Source organism: Ferrimonas futtsuensis DSM 18154, assembly GCF_000422645.1.
Taxonomy (GTDB): domain Bacteria; phylum Pseudomonadota; class Gammaproteobacteria; order Enterobacterales; family Shewanellaceae; genus Ferrimonas; species Ferrimonas futtsuensis.
This window is the reverse complement of the sequence record NZ_AUGL01000035.1, coordinates 1-16,422: the sequence shown is the minus strand read 5'-3', so window position 1 is coordinate 16,422 and position 16,422 is coordinate 1. Positions and strand designations below refer to the sequence as shown.

Sequence of the window (16,422 nt, the reverse complement as noted above, 5' to 3'; positions counted from 1 at the left end):
AGATGTTCCGCAAGCTGCTGGACGAAGGTCGTGCCGGTGAGAACTGTGGTGTTCTGCTGCGTGGTACCAAGCGTGATGAAGTACAGCGTGGTCAGGTACTGGCTAAGCCTGGTTCCATCACTCCTCACACCAAGTTTGAGTCTGAGGTATACGTACTGTCCAAGGATGAAGGTGGTCGTCACACCCCATTCTTCAAAGGCTACCGTCCTCAGTTCTACTTCCGTACTACTGACGTAACCGGTACCATTGAGCTGCCAGAAGGCGTTGAGATGGTAATGCCTGGTGACAACATCAAGATGGTTGTTACCCTGATCTGCCCAATCGCGATGGACGATGGCCTGCGCTTCGCTATCCGTGAAGGTGGCCGCACCGTAGGTGCTGGTGTTGTAGCTAAGATCATCGAGTAATCGATATCTCGCTATGATAAAAGGGCGCCATTGGGCGCCCTTTTCGCATTTGTCTGCCTGTGCGGCTTGTAAGCAGATAGCAGAATGAATAGAATCTAGGGCTGCTTTTTTTACGGTGGTAGCCGGGGGGTGGTCCTTCTCCCGGAGAGTCAGTGGATCCCTACCCTGGCATGGCTGTCATCGCAACAGCAGCGGATGATTCTTTCCGCTGGTTAACAGGATTGTTGTAATGAGTACCAATATTGAAAATCAAGGTGGTTCGCTGGATACCCTGAAATGGGCTCTGGCTGTGCTGGTTCTGCTGGCTGCCGTAGTGGGCAACTACTATTTTGATACTGTATCTGTTCTGATCCGCGCCATCGGCGTGGTTATTGCCATCGCTGCCGGCCTGGGCATTGCTGCCACCACAGTGAAGGGCAAAGAGGCTTGGGCCTTTGCGCAGGATGCTCGCCTGGAAGTTCGTAAGGTAGTCTGGCCAACTCGCCAGGAGACCATGCAGACCACGCTGATTGTTTTTGCCGTGACTGCCGTGCTGGCCTTTGTCCTGTGGTTGCTGGATATGGCTCTGGTTAACATCGTTAGTTTGATTACTGGGGTTTAATAGATGTCTGAAGAACAAAACATGCGCTGGTATGTGGTGCAGGCTTTTTCCGGTTTTGAGTCTCGCGTAGCCAAAACCCTGAAAGAGCACATTAAGATGCACGGTATGGAAGATCTGTTCGGTGAGGTACTGGTACCGACCGAAGAGGTGGTTGAGATGCGTGCCGGTCAGCGTCGCAAGAGCGAGCGTAAGTTCTTCCCTGGCTACGTGCTGGTGCAGATGGAGATGAATGACGCCTCCTGGCACCTGGTGCGCAACACCCCCCGTGTGATGGGCTTTATTGGCGGCACTTCTGACCGTCCAGCGCCGATCACCGAGAAGGAGGCGAACGCCATCCTGAACCGCCTGCAGGAGTCCACCGAGTCTCCCAAGCCGCGTACTCTGTTCGAGCCCGGCGAAGTGGTTCGGGTCAACGATGGCCCATTTGCCGACTTCAACGGCACCGTCGAAGAGGTGGACTACGAAAAGAGCCGCCTGAAGGTGTCTGTACTGATTTTCGGTCGTTCCACTCCGGTGGAGCTGGACTTCTCCCAGGTGGAAAAGTCCTGATCATAAATTGGTCAAAAAAATGTTTGTTGAGGGGCAGAAGATTTGTATATAATCCGCTGCCCCTTTATTCACGGGGAGTCAGTGATCCTGACGTTTGAACCCAATTGAGGTATTGAAAAATGGCTAAGAAAGTCCAAGCATACATCAAGCTGCAAGTAGCAGCTGGTGCCGCTAACCCTTCACCACCAGTTGGTCCTGCTCTGGGTCAGCACGGTGTAAACATCATGGAATTCTGTAAGGCGTTTAACGCCCGTACTGACAAGATCGAAAAAGGTCTGCCAATTCCTGTTGTAATTACTGTTTACGCAGATCGCTCCTTCACCTTCATCACCAAGACTCCTCCAGCGTCTGTACTGCTGAAGAAGGCTGCTGGCGTTAAGTCTGGCTCCGGCCGTCCTAACACCGAGAAGGTTGGTACGGTAACCGACGCTCAGCTGCAAGAGATTGCTGAGACCAAGGCTGCCGACATGACTGGTGCTGACATTGAAGCGATGAAGCGCTCCATTGCCGGTACTGCTCGTTCCATGGGCCTGGTAGTTGAGGGATAAGACGATGGCTAAACTGTCTAAGCGCATGCGCGTAATCCGTGAGAAAGTTGATGCTACTCGCGAGTACGAAATCAATGAAGCCGTTGCTCTGCTGAAAGAACTGGCCACCGCCAAGTTCGTAGAGAGCGTTGACGTTGCCGTTAACCTGGGTGTTGATCCTCGTAAATCCGACCAGAACGTTCGTGGCGCTACCGTACTGCCTCACGGCACCGGTCGTGACGTACGTGTTGCCGTATTTACTCAGGGCGCCAACGCCGAAGCCGCCAAAGAAGCCGGTGCCGACCTGGTTGGTATGGAAGATCTGGCCGAGCAGGTTAAGAAAGGCGAAATGAACTTCGACGTAGTTGTTGCTTCTCCTGATGCAATGCGCGTTGTAGGTCAACTGGGTCAAATCCTGGGTCCTCGCGGCCTGATGCCTAACCCTAAGACCGGTACCGTAACCCCTAACGTTGCTGAGGCTGTTAAGAACGCCAAAGCTGGTCAGGTTCGCTACCGCACTGACAAGAACGGCATCATCCACACCACCATCGGTAAGGTTTCTTTCGACGCTGCTCAGCTGAAAGAAAACCTGGAATCTCTGCTGATCGCCCTGAAGAAGGCCAAGCCTGCTTCCTCCAAAGGTCAGTACATCCAGAAGGTGGCTATCTCCACCACTATGGGTGCCGGTGTATCCGTGGACCAGGCGACTCTGGAAACCCAGACCGCTTAAAGTTTACAGGGCGCTAAGTTATCGAGTATAATTTCGCGCCCTTAAGGTCGAGGCCAGCTTGCTGGCCCTCGTCCGAGACCGCAGGTGCCGCAAGGCTTAATTCCCTGCGTAGACGGTGAAACAGGACCTTGGAAGATTTCTGATCTTCTGGAACCTAACCACCGTGTCGTTCCCCAGAGATGGGGATTGTTAAGTTTCTAGGTGTTAAAACCTAGGTGGAATCCAGGAGTAAAAGCCAATGGCATTAGGACTCGAAGACAAGAAAGCAATTGTCGCTGAGGTCAACGAAGCTGCCAAAGGTGCTCTGTCTGCTGTAGTTGCCGATTCTCGCGGCGTTACTGTAGGCAGCATGACTGCTCTGCGTAAAAGCGCTCGTGAAGCTGGTGTTGTTCTGCGCGTTGTGCGTAACACCCTGGCCAAGCGTGCCGTTGAAGGTACTCCTTACGAGTGCCTGACCGACGCATTTAGTGGTCCTACCCTGATCGCCTTCTCCAACGAGCACCCAGGTGCTGCGGCGCGTCTGTTCAAAGACTTCGCCAAAGAAGAAGAAGCGTTCGAGGTAAAAGCCCTTGCTTACGAAGGGGAACTGATCCCCGCCGAGCAGATTGACCGTCTGGCCAAGCTGCCTACTTACGACGAAGCGATTGCACAGCTGATGATGACCATGAAGGAAGCATCTGCTGGCAAGCTGGTACGTACTCTGGCTGCTCTGCGCGACCAAAAAGAAGAGCAAGCTGCCTAAGGCTCGCTGCTTAAACTTTTTAAACTAATTTTTTAGGATTGTTAGTAATGTCTATCACTAAAGACCAAATCATCGAAGCCGTAGCTGAAATGTCCGTAATGGACGTTGTTGAGCTGATCGAAGCTATGGAAGAGAAGTTCGGCGTATCTGCTGCTGCTGCAGTAGTTGCCGGTGGCGGCGAAGCTGCTGCTGCTGAAGAGCAAACTGAGTTTGACGTAATGCTGACCGGCGCTGGTTCCAACAAAGTTGGTGCCATTAAAGCTGTTCGCGGCGCAACCGGCCTGGGCCTGAAAGAAGCCAAAGCTATGGTTGAGTCCGCTCCAGTAGCCGTTAAAGAAGCTGTTTCTAAAGAAGAAGCAGAAGGTCTGAAAGCTCAACTGGAAGAAGCCGGTTGTTCTGTTGAGATCAAGTAAGCTATTCTATAGCTTACGAGCCTAGGCTACGGCTTAGGTAAGGCTGGTGGTTAATTAACCACCGGCCTTTTTGCGCTGTATAGCGCTGACAAACTTCCCACCGTTTGTCGCCGATCATAGGATCGCGGACCTGGCAGAGATTATTGGTTGGGTTCTTGCACCCCGAGAATGGCGTGTTGCAAGTGCGTGGGCTCAGATGGGTCACCAAAGAGCGAGCAGAGGAACCAAATGGTTTACTCCGATTTTCAAAAAAAACGCATCCGTAAGGACTTTGGTAAGCGTCCAAAAGTTCTGGACATCCCTTACCTGCTGTCGATCCAGCTGGACTCGTTCCAAAACTTCCTGGAGCAAGACGTAGACGGCGAGCGTGGTCTGGAAGCTGCTTTCCGCAGTGTATTCCCGATCAAGAGCTTCTCCGGTTACGCCGAGCTGCAGTACGTGAGTTACAAGCTGGGCGAGCCCGTATTTGACGTAAAAGAGTGCCAGATCCGAGGCATTACCTATTCCGCTCCCCTGCGGGTAAAACTGCGCCTTGTCCTGATGGACAAGGAGAACGGCGGTGCCGTTAAGGACATCAAAGAGCAGGAAGTGTACATGGGTGACATTCCTCTGATGACCGAGAATGGCACCTTTGTGGTAAACGGCACCGAGCGTGTGATCGTTTCCCAGCTGCACCGTAGCCCAGGTGTGTTCTTCGACCACGACCGTGGTAAGACTCACTCCTCCGGTAAGGTGCTGTATAACGCCCGTGTTATCCCTTACCGTGGCTCCTGGCTGGACTTCGAGTTCGATCCTAAGGACAACCTGTTTGTCCGTATCGACCGTCGTCGTAAGCTGCCTGCCACCATCATGCTGCGCGCGTTGGGCTTCAGCACCGACGAGATGCTGGACATGTTCTTCGATAAGTTGGAGTTCTCCATCAAGAAGGACAAGCTGGTTATGGCCCTGGTGCCAGAGCGCCTGCGTGGTGAAACTGCCGTATTCGACATCAAAGATGCCGAAGGCAAAGTACTGGTTGAAACTGGCCGCCGCGTGACCGCCCGTCACATCCGCGCCATGGAGAAAGCCGGTCAAACCGAACTGGAAGTGCCCGTTGAGTACCTGGTCGGCAAAGTGTCCGACAGAGACTACGTGGACGAAGCCACCGGCGAACTGCTGGTAGCCGCCAACCAGGAGATGAGCCTGGAGGACGTGGCCAAGCTGTCCCAGTCCGGCATCAAGTCATTCAACACCTTGTACACCAACGACCTGGATTCAGGTCCGTACATCTCTACCACTTTGGCCATCGACTCCTGTCAGGAGCGTATGGAAGCTCTGGTTGAGATCTACCGCATGATGCGCCCCGGTGAGCCGCCAACACGCGAAGCTGCCGAAGCGCTGTTCGAGAACCTGTTCTTCTCTGAAGATCGCTACGACCTGTCTACCGTGGGTCGGATGAAGTTCAACCGTCGTCTTGGCCGTGGTGAATCCACCGGTGCCGGCGTACTGGACAAGAACGACATCGTCGAGGTGATGCAGAAGATCATCGAGATCCGTAACGGCAACGATGAGGTGGACGATATCGACCACCTGGGTAACCGTCGTATCCGTTCCGTCGGTGAGATGGCTGAGAACCAGTTCCGTGTCGGCCTGGTGCGTGTTGAGCGTGCTGTGCGCGAGCGTCTGTCCCTGGGTGACCTGGACAGCCTGATGCCTCAGGACCTGATCAACGCCAAGCCTATCTCTGCGGCCGTGAAGGAGTTCTTCGGTTCTTCCCAGCTGTCTCAGTTTATGGATCAGAACAACCCACTGTCTGAGGTGACCCACAAGCGTCGTATCTCTGCACTGGGCCCAGGCGGCCTGACCCGTGAGCGTGCCGGCTTCGAGGTTCGAGACGTACACCCGACCCACTACGGTCGTCTGTGCCCCATCGAAACTCCTGAAGGTCCAAACATTGGTCTGATCAACTCCCTGGCGAGCTACTCCCGTACCAACGAGTACGGCTTCCTGGAGACCCCTTACCGTCGCGTTATCGACGGTGTGGTGACCGAAGAGATCGATTACCTGTCCGCCATCGAGGAAGGCAACTTCGTTATTGCCCAGGCCAACACCAACCTGGACGAGAACAACCGCCTGCCTGAGGAAGAGCTGATCGCCAGCCGTTACAAGGGCGAGCCCGGCTTCATGACTGCGGATCAGATCCAGTACATGGACATCTCTCCGTCTCAGATCGTTTCTGTGGCGGCGTCCCTGATTCCGTTCCTGGAGCACGACGATGCTAACCGGGCCCTGATGGGTGCGAACATGCAGCGTCAGGCCGTACCTACCCTGAAGGCGGATAAGCCTCTGGTTGGTACCGGAATGGAGCGTAACGTTGCCGTTGACTCCGGTGTGACCGCCGTAGCCAAGCGTGGTGGTGTGGTGGATTACGTCGATGCCTCCCGCATCGTAGTGAAGGTGAATGAAGATGAGCTGGTACCAGGCGAAGCCGGTATCGACATCTACAACCTGACCAAGTACACCCGTTCTAACCAGAACACCTGCATCAACCAGCGTCCCGTCTGTAACGTCGGTGAGCCGGTAACCCGTGGTGACGTTCTGGCCGATGGTCCCTCCACCGATCTGGGTGAGCTGGCGCTGGGTCAAAACCTGCGCGTCGCGTTCATGACCTGGAACGGTTACAACTTTGAGGATTCCATCCTGCTGTCCGAGCGTGTGGTTCAGGAAGATCGCCTGACCACCATCCACATTCAGGAACTCTCCTGTATTGCTCGTGACACCAAGCTGGGCAGCGAAGAGATCACCGCCGACATCCCCAACGTAGGTGAGTCCGCTCTGTCCAAACTGGACGAGTCCGGCATCGTGTACGTTGGTGCCGAGATGAAGCCTGGTGACATCCTGGTTGGTAAGGTCACGCCTAAGGGTGAGACCCAGCTGACTCCGGAAGAGAAGCTGTTGCGTGCCATCTTCGGTGAGAAGGCGTCCGACGTGAAGGACTCCTCTCTGCGTGTGCCTAACTCCGTTTACGGCACCGTGATCGATGTACAGGTCTTTACCCGCGACGGCGTGGAGAAGGACAAGCGTGCCATCGAGATCGAAGAGATGCAGCTCAAGGAAGCGAAGAAGGATCTGACCGAAGAGTTCAGCATCCTGGAGAACGGTGTTTATGACCGTGCTCGCTCCCTGCTGCTGGCTTCCGGCATGTCCGAAGCTCAGCTGGACAAGATGGACCGCGCCAAGTGGCTGGAACTGCCTCTGGATGACGAAGGCAAGCAGACCGAACTGGAACAGCTGGCCGAGCAGCACGAAGAGCTGCGCGCCGAGTTCGACAAGAAGTTCGAGATCAAGCGCCGCAAGATCATCCAGGGCGACGACCTGGCTCCTGGTGTCCTGAAGATCGTCAAAGTTTACCTGGCGGTGAAGCGTCGCATTCAGCCTGGTGACAAGATGGCCGGTCGTCACGGTAACAAGGGTGTAATCTCCACCATCGTTCCCGTTGAGGATATGCCTTACGACGAGACCGGTACTCCTGTGGACATCGTACTGAACCCTCTGGGTGTACCGTCCCGTATGAACATCGGTCAGATCCTGGAAGTTCACCTGGGTGCAGCGGCCCGTGGTATCGGTACCAAGATCACCGCCATGCTGGAGCAGCAGAAGGCGATTGCCGAACTGCGTGACTACATCCAGCAGGCGTACGATCTCGGTGAAGCCCAGCAGAAGGTGGATCTGAACACCTTCACCGACGAGGAGGTGATTCGCCTGGCGAAGAACCTGCAAGGCGGTATGCCTGTGGCCACCCCGGTATTCGACGGTGCCCGCGAGTCCGAAGTGAAGGACCTGCTGACTCTTGCCGGTCTGCCAGCTTCCGGTCAGGTTACTCTGTACGATGGCCGTACCGGTGACAACTTCGAGCGTCCTGTAACCGTGGGTTACATGTACATGCTGAAGCTGAACCACCTGGTTGACGACAAGATGCACGCCCGTTCCACCGGTTCTTACAGCCTGGTTACCCAGCAGCCGCTGGGTGGTAAGGCTCAGTTCGGTGGACAGCGCTTCGGTGAGATGGAGGTGTGGGCACTTGAGGCGTACGGCGCCGCCTACACCCTGCAGGAGATGCTGACTGTGAAGTCTGATGACGTGAACGGTCGTACCCAGATGTATAAGAACATCGTCGACGGTAACCACTCCATGCAGCCTGGTATGCCTGAGTCCTTCAACGTACTGTTGAAAGAGATCAAGTCCCTCGGTATCAACATCGAGCTGGACCAGGAATAAGCCACCCGCTGAGCGGTATATGACGCGGTGCCTCGCCAGGAGGCGAGGCACCGAGGTTAAACCTCCACTAGGAGATGAACGTGAAAGACTTACTCCAGTTTCTGAAGAAGCAGAACAAGTCTGAAGAGTTTAACGGTATCAAGATCGGTCTGGCCTCCCCAGACATGATCCGCTCTTGGTCTTTCGGTGAAGTTAAGAAGCCGGAAACCATCAACTACCGTACCTTCAAGCCAGAGCGTGACGGCCTGTTTTGTGCACGTATCTTTGGTCCGGTAAAAGACTATGAGTGCCTGTGTGGCAAGTACAAGCGCCTGAAGCATCGCGGTGTTATCTGCGAAAAGTGTGGCGTTGAAGTTACCCAGACCAAGGTGCGCCGTGAGCGCATGGGTCACATCGAGCTGGCCAGCCCGGTAGCCCACATCTGGTTCCTGAAGTCCCTGCCTTCCCGTATCGGTCTGCTGCTGGACATGACCCTGCGTGACATCGAGCGCGTGCTGTACTTCGAAAGCTACGTAGTGATCGAAACCGGCATGACCTCCCTGGAGAAGGGCCAGATGCTCACCGAAGAGGAGTATCTGGACGCCCTGGAAGAGCACGGTGACGAGTTCGACGCCCGCATGGGTGCCGAGGCGATCCTGGAGCTGCTGAAAGCCATCGATCTCGAGAGCGAGATCAACGAGATGCGCGAAGAGCTGCCTCAGACCAACTCCGAGACCCGCCGCAAGAAGCTGACCAAGCGCCTGAAGCTGATGGAAGCCTTCTACCACTCCGGCAACAAGCCTGAGTGGATGATCATGGCGGTTCTGCCGGTTCTGCCACCGGATCTGCGTCCTCTGGTTCCTCTGGACGGCGGCCGATTCGCGACCTCGGATCTGAACGATCTGTACCGTCGTGTGATCAACCGTAACAACCGTCTGAAGCGCCTGCTGGACCTGGCGGCCCCTGACATCATCGTACGCAACGAAAAGCGTATGCTGCAGGAGTCCGTGGATGCCCTGCTGGATAACGGCCGTCGTGGTCGTGCCATCACCGGTTCCAACAAACGTCCTCTGAAATCCCTGGCCGACATGATCAAGGGTAAGCAGGGTCGTTTCCGTCAGAACCTGCTGGGTAAGCGTGTGGACTACTCCGGTCGTTCCGTAATTACCGTAGGTCCTACTCTGCGTCTGCATCAGTGCGGTCTGCCCAAGAAGATGGCTCTGGAACTGTTCAAGCCCTTCATCTACGGCAAGCTGGAAGGTCGTGGCCTGGCCACCACCATCAAAGCCGCCAAGAAGATGGTTGAGCGCGAAGTGCCCGAGGTTTGGGACGTACTGGACGAAGTGATTCGTGAGCATCCGGTTCTGCTGAACCGTGCACCGACTCTGCACCGTCTGGGTATCCAGGCGTTTGAGCCCGTGCTGATCGAAGGTAAAGCGATCCAGCTGCACCCCCTGGTGTGTGCGGCCTATAACGCCGACTTCGATGGTGACCAGATGGCGGTACACGTACCCCTGACTCTGGAAGCCCAGCTGGAAGCCCGTGCGCTGATGATGTCCACCAACAACATCCTGTCGCCCGCTTCCGGTGATCCCATCATCGTTCCTTCCCAGGACGTGGTACTGGGTCTGTACTACATGACCCGTGAGAAGGTGAACGATCTGGGTGAAGGCATGGTGTTTACCTCCGTGGCCGAAGCCGAGAAAGCTTACCGTACCAAGACCGCCAACCTGCACGCCCGCGTGAAGGTTCGTATCACCGACACCTTCGTGGGTGAAGATGGCGAGATCCAGCAAGAGCGTAAGATTGTCGACACCACCGTAGGTCGTGCCATCCTGTCCATGATTCTGCCTAAGGGCCTGGCCTTTGAGCACATCAACAAGGACATGGGTAAGAAGGCGATCTCCGGCGTACTGAACAGCTGCTACCGTATCCTGGGCCTGAAGCCCACCGTGATCTTCGCTGACCAGCTGATGTACACCGGCTTCCACTACGCCACTCGTTCCGGTACCTCCGTAGGTATCGACGACATGGTAGTGCCAGAAGCCAAGAAGACCATCATCGAGGCCGCCGAAGAGGAAGTCACCGAGATTCAGGAGCAGTTCCAGGCCGGTCTGGTGACCGCCGGTGAGCGCTACAACAAGGTGATCGACATCTGGGCCAGCGCCAACGAGAAAGTCTCCAAGGCGATGATGGAGAACCTGAAGACCGAAATCGTCATCAACCGTGACGGTGAAGAGGAAGATCAGGGCTCCTTCAACAGCATCTTCATGATGGCCGACTCCGGTGCTCGTGGTAGTGCTGCTCAGATTCGTCAGCTGGCCGGTATGCGTGGCCTGATGGCCAAGCCAGATGGCTCCATTATCGAAACCCCCATTAAAGTGAACTTTAAAGAGGGTCTGTCGGTAGCGGATTACTTTATCTCCTCTCACGGTGCTCGTAAGGGTCTGGCGGATACCGCACTGAAGACCGCGAACTCCGGTTACCTGACTCGTCGTCTGGTGGACGTGGCTCAGGATCTGGTGATCATCGAGAACGACTGTGGTTCCGAACAGGGCCTGACCGTTAAGCCGCTGATTGAAGGTGGTGATGTGGTTGAGCCGCTGCGTGAGCGCGTACTGGGTCGTGTGATTGCCCGTGACGTGATCAAGCCTGGCACCGAAGACGAAGTGCTGCTGCCTCGCAACACCCTGCTTGACGAGAAGATGTGTGACATCCTCGAAGAGCACTCCGTGGATGAGGTTGAGGTTCGCTCCGTTATTACCTGTGAGACCGACTTCGGCGTGTGTGCCCACTGTTACGGCCGTGACCTGGCCCGTGGCCACATCGTTGGTAAGGGTGAGGCCATTGGTGTGGTTGCCGCCCAGTCCATCGGTGAGCCCGGTACCCAGCTGACCATGCGTACCTTCCACATTGGTGGTGCGGCATCTCGTGCGTCTGCTGAGTCCAACGTACAGGTGAAGAACGCCGGTAGCCTGAAGCTGCACAACAGCAAGTACGTAACCAACTCCGACGGTAAGATCGTTATCACCTCTCGTTCCACCGAGCTGGCGATCATCGATGAGCTGGGTCGTGAGAAGGAGCGCTACAAGCTGCCTTACGGTGCGGTTCTGGAGAAGGCCGAGGAAGATGCGGTTGCCGCCGGTGACATCGTTGCCAACTGGGACCCGCACACGCACCCAATCATCACCGAAGTAGAGGGTGTGATTAAGTTCGTTGACATGATCGACGGCGTCACCATGAAGCGTGAAACCGACGAGCTGACCGGTCTGTCCAGCATCGTAGTTCTGGATCCCAACCAGCGCACCAGCGCCGGTAAAGAGATGCGTCCTGCGGTGAAACTGGTGGATGCATCCGGTAACGAACTGATGATCCCTGGCACCGAAGTGCCGGCCCAGTACTTCCTGTCCGGCAACGCCATTGTCAGCATCGACGACGGCGCCACCGTGAACGTGGGTGATGCCCTGGCCCGTATTCCTCAGGAATCCGGCGGTACCAAGGATATTACCGGTGGTCTGCCACGAGTGGCCGACCTGTTTGAAGCCCGTAAGCCGAAAGAGCCTGCGATCCTGGCTGAAATCACCGGTACCATCTCCTTCGGTAAAGAGACCAAGGGCAAGCGTCGCCTGGTGATCACTCCTCACGATGGCGGCAAGCCATACGAAGAGATGATTCCGAAGTGGCGTAACCTGAACGTGTTCGAAGGTGAGAAGGTTGAGCGTGGCGAAGTGATCGCCGACGGTCCAGAGGCTCCGCATGACATTCTGCGTCTGCGTGGCATCCATGCCGTTGCCAATTACATCGTCAACGAAGTGCAGGAAGTTTACCGTCTGCAGGGTGTGAAGATTAACAATAAGCACATCGAGGTGATCATTCGCCAGATGCTGCGTAAGTGCATCATCTCCAGCGCCGGTGATTCTGATCTGCTGGAAGGTGAACAGGCTGAAGTGGCACGGGTGAACATCATCAACCGTAACCTCATCGCCGAGGGCAAGCAGCCCGCCACCTTCGAGCTGGAACTGTTGGGTATCACCAAGGCCTCCCTGGCCACCGAATCCTTCATCTCCGCGGCCTCCTTCCAGGAGACCACCCGCGTACTGACCGAAGCGGCAGTAAGCGGCAAGCAGGACGACCTGCGCGGCCTGAAGGAGAACGTGATTGTGGGTCGACTGATCCCGGCCGGTACTGGCTATGCTTATCACGAGCAGCGTAATGCCCAAGAGGAGCCAGTGGCGCCTGTGGTGAGCGCCTCGGAAGCGGAGCAGAACCTGGCGGATCTGCTGAACGCCGCCGACGATTAAGCCTCTGGCATAAGCAAATGAGAAAGGGGCGCCAAGGCGCCCCTTTTTAGTTTTAGGCCGGAAAATGGCCCGTAGGGAGTACAGGTGGCAAGGAATCTTGCCTACAACGCCTGATCCTTCTGGCTATTTCTTGACACCCGGTCTGCGGGTGCTTAAAATTCCGCGTCCCCCTTTTTGGGGGTCGATTTTTCGCACCTGAAAATGAGTAGTAAACATCAATTGGAGTAATCAATGGCTACTGTAAACCAGTTGGTACGTAAGCCTCGCCAATCGAAGGTCGTTAAGACCAACGTTCCGGCTCTGGAAGCGTGCCCTCAAAAGCGTGGCGTGTGCACCCGTGTATACACCACCACCCCTAAGAAGCCGAACTCTGCACTGCGTAAAGTGTGCCGTGTTCGTCTGACCAACGGTTTTGAAGTGACCTCCTACATCGGTGGTGAAGGTCACAACCTGCAGGAGCACTCCGTGGTCCTGATCCGTGGCGGTCGTGTTAAGGATCTGCCAGGTGTGCGTTATCACACCGTTCGTGGTGCCCTGGATACTGCTGGCGTGAGCGATCGTCGCCAAGGCCGTTCCAAGTACGGTGCCAAGCGTCCTAAGTCTTAATGGTTCTCCGTTAAGTAAGGCCAAGCAACTTTTAGTTTTTGTACATCCTGTTTTGGATATACCTGAAGAAATCGGAGACATCCCATGCCAAGACGTCGCGTCGTAGGTCAACGTAAAATTCTGCCGGATCCTAAGTTCGGATCTGAGCTTCTGGCCAAGTTTGTAAACGTGGTAATGCTGGACGGTAAGAAGTCCACTGCCGAGCGCATCGTATACGGTGCCCTGGAAGCCGCTGCTTCCAAGTCCGGTAAAGACCACATCGAAATTTTTGAAACTGCTCTGGAGAACATCCGTCCTGCAGTCGAGGTTAAATCTCGTCGTGTAGGTGGTTCAACCTATCAGGTGCCGGTTGAAGTTCGCCCAGTTCGTCGTAACACCCTGGCCATGCGCTGGTTGGTGGAAGCTGCTCGTAAGCGTGGCGAAAAATCGATGGCTCTGCGTATGGCAGGTGAGCTGCTGGACGCTGCCGACAACAAAGGTTCTGCGGTTAAGAAGCGTGAAGACGTTCACCGCATGGCCGAAGCCAACAAGGCGTTTGCCCACTACCGTTGGTAAGCGCGACGGCGCAGCACAGTGTGTGCTGCGCCTGTTTTGCATGATCTCCCGGGCGATTACCGGGATAAGAGGAAGAAATCGTGGCTCGTACTACTCCACTAGAGCGCTACCGCAACATCGGTATCTGTGCTCACGTTGACGCCGGTAAAACTACCACCACTGAGCGGGTGCTGTTCTACACCGGTTTGTCACACAAGATCGGTGAAGTGCACGATGGCGCCGCAACTATGGATTGGATGGAGCAGGAGCAGGAGCGTGGTATCACCATCACCTCTGCTGCGACCACCACCTTCTGGCGTGGTATGGAGGGTCAGTACCCCGAGCACCGCATCAACATCATCGACACCCCCGGACACGTGGACTTTACCATTGAGGTAGAGCGTTCCCTGCGTGTACTGGATGGCGCTGTGGTGGTGTTCTGTGGTTCCTCCGGTGTTGAGCCTCAGTCTGAGACCGTATGGCGTCAGGCTGACAAGTATCAGGTTCCGCGTATGGTGTTCGTCAACAAGATGGACCGCGCTGGCGCTGATTTTGAACGCGTTATCGAGCAGATCCGTGATCGTCTGGGGGCCAACTGTGTGCCAATCCAGCTGAACATCGGTGCCGAAGATGAGTTCAAGGGCGTCATCGACCTGCTGAAGATGAAGGCCATCAACTGGAACGAAGCGGACCAGGGCATGACCTTCAGCTACGATGAGATTCCTGCCGAGTTGGTCGATACGGCCACCGAATGGCGGGAGTACATGGTAGAGTCCGCCGCAGAAGCATCCGATGAGCTGATGAACAAGTACCTGGAAGAGGGTGACTTGTCTGAAGCGGAGATTCGTCAGGGCCTGCGTAGCCGCACCCTGAACAACGAGATTGTTCTGGCCACCTGTGGTTCCGCCTTTAAGAACAAAGGCGTTCAGGCGGTACTGGATGCCGTTGTGGAATACCTGCCAGCTCCTATTGATGTGCCTGCCATCAAAGGTGTGGATGAGCGTGAGAACGAAGTTGAGCGTCACTCCGACGACAACGAGCCCTTCTCTGCTCTGGCGTTTAAGATCGCCACCGACCCCTTTGTTGGTACCCTGACTTTCTTCCGGGTTTACTCTGGTGTAGTGAGCACCGGTGACACCGTCTACAACTCCGTTAAGGAGAAGCGTGAGCGCTTTGGTCGTATCGTGCAGATGCATTCCAACGACCGTAAGGAGCTCAAGGAGGTGCGCGCCGGGGACATCGCTGCTGCCATCGGTCTGAAAGATGTGACCACGGGTGACACCCTGTGCGACATGAATCAAAAGGTGATTCTGGAGCGCATGGAGTTCCCTGAGCCGGTCATTCAGATCGCGGTAGAGCCTCGTACCAAGGCCGACCAGGAGAAGATGGGCATTGCCCTGGGCAAGCTGGCTGCGGAGGATCCCTCCTTCCGCGTGGAGACCGATGAGGAATCCGGCCAGACCCTGATCTCCGGCATGGGCGAACTGCACCTGGATATTATCGTTGATCGAATGAAGCGTGAGTTCAGCGTTGACTGCAACGTTGGTAAACCTCAGGTAGCTTACCGTGAGACCATCCGCTCCAAGGTGGAAGTTGAAGGTAAGTTCGTTCGTCAGTCTGGCGGTCGTGGCCAGTATGGTCACGTATGGCTCAAGATGGAGCCCAAAGAGGCTGGCGAGGGTTTCGAATTCGTCAACGACATCGTGGGTGGTGTGGTTCCCAAGGAATACATCCCTGCGGTAGAGAAAGGCTGTAAAGAGCAGATGGACATGGGTGTACTGGCAGGCTTCCCAATGCTGGATGTCAAGGTCACTCTGTTCGACGGTTCCTTCCACGATGTTGACTCCAATGAAATGGCGTTTAAGATCGCGGGTTCCATGGGCTTTAAGAAAGGTGCCATGGAAGCGGATCCCGTTCTGCTTGAGCCGATGATGAAGGTTGAGGTCACCACTCCGGAAGACTGGATGGGTGACGTCGTTGGCGACATCAACCGTCGCCGCGGAATGATCGACGGTATGGATGATGGCCCAGCCGGGCTGAAAATTATCCGCGCTAAGGTGCCATTAGCCGAAATGTTTGGTTATGCTACCGATCTGCGCTCTGCTACCCAAGGTCGCGCTTCCTACTCCATGGAGTTCCTGGAGTATAACGAAGCACCGCAAAACGTAGCTCAAGCTGTAATCGATGGCCGATTTGGCTAAATCCCTTTAATACCCGGGTCGCGCCCGGGTACTTATGTAAATTGAAAGGAACACGACGTGTCTAAAGAAAAATTTGAACGTTCAAAACCGCACGTTAACGTTGGTACTATCGGCCACGTTGACCACGGTAAAACCACTCTGACCGCTGCTATCACCAACGTACTGGCTAAAGTATACGGTGGTGAGGCCAAGGACTTCGCTTCCATCGATAACGCTCCTGAAGAGCGTGAGCGTGGTATCACCATCTCTACCTCTCACGTAGAGTACGATACTCCTACCCGTCACTACGCCCACGTAGACTGCCCCGGACACGCTGATTACGTTAAGAACATGATCACCGGTGCTGCTCAGATGGACGGCGCGATCCTGGTAGTAGCTTCCACCGATGGCCCAATGCCTCAGACCCGTGAGCACATCCTGCTGTCTCGTCAGGTAGGCGTACCTTACATCATCGTATTCATGAACAAGTGTGACATGGTAGATGATGAAGAGCTGCTGGAACTGGTAGAGATGGAAGTTCGTGAACTGCTGTCTGAGTACGAATTCCCCGGTGACGACCTGCCTGTAATTCAGGG

General features: G+C 55.4%; 13 protein-coding genes. All 13 read left to right on the top strand.

What is annotated here, in order from left to right; translation table 11 throughout:
• On the top strand, positions 1-407 hold a 407-nt coding region (locus G505_RS0117480; RefSeq protein ID WP_028110654.1), incomplete at its 5' end, for an EF-Tu C-terminal domain-related protein.
• Between the two features lie 229 nt (positions 408-636).
• Positions 637-1,008, top strand: a complete 372-nt coding sequence (secE, locus tag G505_RS0117475) for a preprotein translocase subunit SecE (protein WP_028110718.1) — start codon at positions 637-639, stop codon at positions 1,006-1,008.
• A 3-nt stretch (positions 1,009-1,011) separates the two neighbouring features.
• The gene (nusG, locus tag G505_RS0117470) at positions 1,012-1,557 is read left to right on the top strand and encodes a transcription termination/antitermination protein NusG (RefSeq protein ID WP_028110717.1); all 546 of its coding nucleotides are present in this window, start codon (positions 1,012-1,014) and stop codon (positions 1,555-1,557) included.
• Between the two features lie 119 nt (positions 1,558-1,676).
• Positions 1,677-2,105 carry a 50S ribosomal protein L11 gene (gene rplK, locus G505_RS0117465; RefSeq protein WP_028110716.1) on the top strand — a complete coding sequence of 143 codons (429 nt, stop codon included), beginning with the start codon at positions 1,677-1,679 and terminating at the stop codon, positions 2,103-2,105.
• A gap of 4 nt (positions 2,106-2,109) precedes the next feature.
• The gene (rplA, locus tag G505_RS0117460) at positions 2,110-2,814 is read left to right on the top strand and encodes a 50S ribosomal protein L1 (protein ID WP_028110715.1); all 705 of its coding nucleotides are present in this window, start codon (positions 2,110-2,112) and stop codon (positions 2,812-2,814) included.
• 238 nt (positions 2,815-3,052) lie between these two features.
• The gene (gene rplJ / locus G505_RS0117455; protein ID WP_028110714.1) at positions 3,053-3,556 is read left to right on the top strand and encodes a 50S ribosomal protein L10; all 504 of its coding nucleotides are present in this window, start codon (positions 3,053-3,055) and stop codon (positions 3,554-3,556) included.
• Positions 3,557-3,603: 47 nt separating this feature from the next.
• Entirely contained in the window at positions 3,604-3,969 is a 366-nt protein-coding gene (rplL, locus tag G505_RS0117450; RefSeq protein ID WP_028110713.1) for a 50S ribosomal protein L7/L12, read from the top strand.
• Between the two features lie 228 nt (positions 3,970-4,197).
• Positions 4,198-8,226, top strand: a complete 4,029-nt coding sequence (gene rpoB / locus G505_RS0117445; RefSeq protein WP_028110712.1) for a DNA-directed RNA polymerase subunit beta — start codon at positions 4,198-4,200, stop codon at positions 8,224-8,226.
• A gap of 80 nt (positions 8,227-8,306) precedes the next feature.
• Positions 8,307-12,506, top strand: a complete 4,200-nt coding sequence (gene rpoC / locus G505_RS0117440) for a DNA-directed RNA polymerase subunit beta' (RefSeq protein ID WP_028110711.1) — start codon at positions 8,307-8,309, stop codon at positions 12,504-12,506.
• A gap of 231 nt (positions 12,507-12,737) precedes the next feature.
• A complete protein-coding gene (gene rpsL / locus G505_RS0117435; protein WP_028110710.1) occupies positions 12,738-13,112 on the top strand; it encodes a 30S ribosomal protein S12 in 375 nt (124 codons plus the stop codon).
• Between the two features lie 84 nt (positions 13,113-13,196).
• Positions 13,197-13,667, top strand: a complete 471-nt coding sequence (gene rpsG, locus G505_RS0117430; RefSeq protein WP_028110709.1) for a 30S ribosomal protein S7 — start codon at positions 13,197-13,199, stop codon at positions 13,665-13,667.
• An 80-nt stretch (positions 13,668-13,747) separates the two neighbouring features.
• Positions 13,748-15,847 carry an elongation factor G gene (gene fusA, locus G505_RS0117425; RefSeq protein ID WP_028110708.1) on the top strand — a complete coding sequence of 700 codons (2,100 nt, stop codon included), beginning with the start codon at positions 13,748-13,750 and terminating at the stop codon, positions 15,845-15,847.
• A gap of 57 nt (positions 15,848-15,904) precedes the next feature.
• Positions 15,905-16,422, top strand: a 518-nt coding sequence (locus G505_RS0117420) for a GTP-binding protein (protein ID WP_028110707.1), incomplete at its 3' end; no start/stop codon positions are given.